This window comes from Paraburkholderia ferrariae NBRC 106233 (genome assembly GCF_000685035.1).
Taxonomy (GTDB): Bacteria; Pseudomonadota; Gammaproteobacteria; order Burkholderiales; family Burkholderiaceae; genus Paraburkholderia; species Paraburkholderia ferrariae.
Genome location: NZ_BAYB01000075.1, coordinates 1 through 4,175 on the forward strand (window position 1 = coordinate 1; position 4,175 = coordinate 4,175).

Sequence of the window (4,175 nt, forward strand, 5' to 3'; positions counted from 1 at the left end):
CCTGTGCGGTAGAGCCGTCCGCCGTTTGTGTCGAACGGGTCCGGCACGAAACGCTCTGCGCTTAGTGCCGCGCGGTTCAGATAACCCCGGGCCAGGCCCGTGCCTCCCAGGTAAAGTTCACCCGACACGCCCTGCGGCACAACGTTCATCTGTGCATCCAGCACGTGTGTGCTCACGTTGCCGATTGGACGGCCAATCGGCACCACCTCATCGCCTGTTCGGCACGTCCAGTGCGTTACGTCGATGGCGGCTTCCGTTGGACCGTACAGGTTGTACAGGCCCACGTTCGGTAGCTGCTCCAGCGTGCGGTTTGCCAGATCTGCGGGCAGCGCTTCGCCGCTGCATACGATCCGCTTCAGTGTCGTGCAGTTTTTTGCTTCCTCGTGGGCAACGAACGCCTGAAGCATCGACGGCACGAAGTGCAGTGTCGTTACGCGCTGTTCGCAGATCAGTTCCACCAGGCGCTGCGGGTCGCGGTGCGCACCCGGTTCGGCCACCGCCAGTCGTGCGCCCGTCATCAGCGGCCAGAAGAACTCCCACACTGAGACATCGAAGCTGAATGGCGTCTTCTGCAGCACCACATCCGCTTCGTCCAGCACGTAGGCCGACTGCATCCAGGCCAGGCGATTCGACAGGGCGCTGTGGCGGTTCGCGGCGCCCTTGGGGCGGCCCGTGGAACCCGATGTGTAGATCACGTAAGCCAGGTTCTCGCCCTGCACGCTCACCTGCGGTGCAACAGCGGGCTCAGTTGAAACGTCCACCGTGTCCAGCTCCAGCACCGTCACGCCTTCAACCACCGGCAGGCACTCGCGCACCCACGACTGCGTCAGCAGCAGCGCCACGCCACTGTCTTCCAGCATGTACGCCAGCCGCTCGCGCGGATATTCCGGGTCCAGCGGCACGTAGGCGCCCCCCGCCTTCAGGATCGCCAGCAGGCCCACCACCATCTCAACCGACCGTTCGACGGCAATCCCCACCCGCACTTCCGGTCCCACGCCCAGCTTCACAAGACGTTGCGCAAGGCGGTTCGCCTGCGCATCGAGTTCGCCATAGCGCAACTGCGTCTCGCCGTACACCACGGCCACGCGTTCGGGATTCGCCTGCGCCTCGCGTGCGATCCGCTCATGCACCAACCCGATATCGCCATAACCCTGCGTGCCGACGCTCCACGACAGCAGCCCAGTCACTTCGTCGTCAACCGGAAGTGCCGCATTGCCGATGCACATGTCGCGATGCTGTGCGAACGCTTCGAGCAAGCGTTGCATCTGGGAGGCGATCTGGCCAATCGCGGCAGCGTCGAATGCTTCGGTCGCGAAGCTGTAACGCATGTCGATGGTTGCGGCCTGCGAGACGGCAAGCGTCAGCGGATAGTTCGTTTCCTCCCGGTTCGCGATTTCGCCGAACTTCAGCCCGCCCGGTGCCGCCTCCTTCAGCGCCGCATCGACCGGATAGTTCTCGTACACCACCAGCGTATCGAACAGGCCGCGACCGCCCGCACCCGCCCAGCGCTGGATCTCGTTCAGCGGCGTGTGCTCGTGTTCGCGCATCGACAGACCCTGCGCCTGCACCTCGCGCAGCCAGTCGCCGACCGTCTGCGCCGCGCGCGGCGCGAGCACGACGGGCAGCGTGTTGATGAAGAGCCCCAGCAGTTGCTGCGAACCCGCGAGATCGGCCGGGCGACCCGACACCGTCGCACCGAACACCACCGCGCGTTGCCCCGCATACCGCTGCAGCATCAGCGCCCACGCGGCCTGGATCACCGTGTTCACAGTCACGCGTTCTTCGCGAGCGAGGTGTTCGAGCCGCTGCGTCAGCGCGGCATCGAGCGTCACACGATGTTCGCCGTGCCCTGACGCCTGCGGTTGACGCCCGTCTCGTGGCAACGCATTCGCAAGCCACGTCGATCCGTCGAGCTTCGCAAGCTGTTCGCGCCAGTACACCTCGTCGGCTTTCGTATCGCGTTGCTGCAGCCACGCAATGTAGTCGCGGTAACGGCCGCCCTGCACCGGCAGACTCTCGCCCGCGTAATGTCGCAGCACCTCGCCGAGCAGTTGCGACACGCTCCACCCATCGAGCAGCACATGATGGTGAGTCCACACGAGGTGATGCCGGCGCTCGCCGGTACGCACCACGGTCAGGCGCATCAGCGGCGCACGCGTCACGTCGATGCCGGCTGCACGATCATCGTCCGCCAACGCGTCGAGCTTCGCTTCGCTCTGCGATTCATGGCGCCAGTCGAATTCGCGCAGCGCCAGTTCCGCCTTCGATGCCACCCATTGCAGCCAACCTTCGCCGTGCTGCACGAACGCCGTGCGCAGCACGGGGTGCCGTGCAATCGCCGCGCGCCACGCCGACGCGAATCGGTCCACGTCCAGGCCATCGACGTCCAGCCGCAACTGCGTCAAGTAAGCGCTCCCACCCGGCGCGTACAGCGTATGGAAAAGCATGCCCGCCTGCATCGGGGACAGTGGATAGAGATCGTCGAGTTCCGGCGGCCGCAGGCCAAGTCCGTCGAGTTCGGGTTGCGCAAGTTCAACGAGCGGAAAATCCGAAGGCGTGACCCTGCGCGCGCCGGACGAACAGTGAGCAATCAACTGCTCCAGTTCTGCGCGATAGCCGTTGGCGAGGTCCTCCATCGTCTGCGCGCGATAACGCTGTGCGCTGAAGCCAATCGACACCTGCAACGCGCCCTCGTACACGCTGCCATTGATCGTCAACTCGTACGCGGAATGCGCCTGTTCGTCGAGCGGGCGGCCCGACTGTTTGCTAGCCGGGCGCCATGCGTTGGCGCCATCGAAGCTGCGATCGAACCGACCGAGATAGTTGAATAGCACCTGCGAGGGCTGTTGCCTGGCGAGCGCCTGCCTTGTCTGCGCGTCGCCCAGATAGCGCAGCAGTCCGTAGCCCAGGCCCCGCCCCGGCACTGCACGCAGCGATTCCTTCACGCTGCAGATCGCATCGCCCAACTCCCCGACCGGCTCCAGCTTCACCGGGTACACGCTCGTGAACCAGCCCACCGTGCGGCTTACGTCCAGACCGTCCTCGATATCCTCTCGACCGTGACCTTCTACGTCGATACGAATGCACTCTCGTCCGCTCCACGCGCACAGCGCGCGGCCCAGTGCCGTCAACAGCAGGTCGTTGATCTGCGTGCGGTAGGCCGACGGCGCGTCGTGCAGCAGCGCGTGCGTCTGTTCGCGTGTCAAACTGATCGAGACACCGGTCGATGCCTCGACCGTCTGGGCCCCGTCCTCATGATCCAGCGGAATGTCGGCCGGTGTGCCGGCTACGTCGCGCCAATAGTCCAGTTCGCTGCCCTGCGTCTGCGCATGCGCGGCAACCGCCAGCGACCAGCGCCGGTACGATGCGCTGCGGGCCGGCAGCGCCGGCTTTTCTCCCGAACGGGCCTGTGCATACGCGGCCTGCAAGTCTTCAAGCAGCACGCGCCACGACACGCCATCCACCACCAGGTGATGAATTACGAGCAGCAGCCGCGACGTGCCGTCCGCTACGCGCATCGACACGGCACGGAGCACCGGACCCGTTTCGATATTCAGGCTGCGGTGTGCGTCGTTGCAGTGCGCTTCGATGTCGTCGTCGCCCGTAACGTCGTGGGTCCAGAGCACATCAGTCGGTTGTGCATCGGAATACGCCTGTCGCCAATTCCCTTCGCCATCCTGATTGAATCGAATCCGCAGCGCACCATGATGCGAGATCACCGCGCGCAATGCAGTTTCGAGCGCCGCCGCGTCCAGCGGCTCGGAGCTTTCCAGCAGCACCGCCTGGTTCCAGTGATGGCGGTTCGGGATCGTCTGCTCGAAAAACATCTTCTGGATCGGCAATAGCGGGACTTCACCGCTTTCGTCATCGACTGTTTCCAGCACTTTCGCCCGCTGCGCCACGGCTGCGAGCAAGGCCACCGTCTGACGCTCAAATAGTTGCCGCGCGCTCACTTGCCAGCCTGCCTGCCGCGCACGCGCGACGATCTGCAGGCTCAGGATCGAATCGCCGCCGAGTTCGAAGAAGTTGTCGGTGCGGCTTATTAGGTCGAGGCCGAGTACTTCGGACCAGATCGGTGCGAGGGCGGCTTCTGCTTCGCCCTGTGGGGCTTCGTAGTCGCGTGCTGCGTATTCCGGGGCGGGCAGTGCCTTGCGGTCGACCTTGCCGTTCGGGCT

Annotated in this window: 1 protein-coding gene; it reads right to left on the reverse strand. The window is 64.9% G+C overall.

Annotated features, from left to right (window positions below; all coding sequences use genetic code 11):
* On the reverse strand, positions 1 to 4,175 hold a 4,175-nt coding region (locus tag BFE01S_RS36545; RefSeq protein WP_028229693.1), incomplete at both ends, for a non-ribosomal peptide synthetase.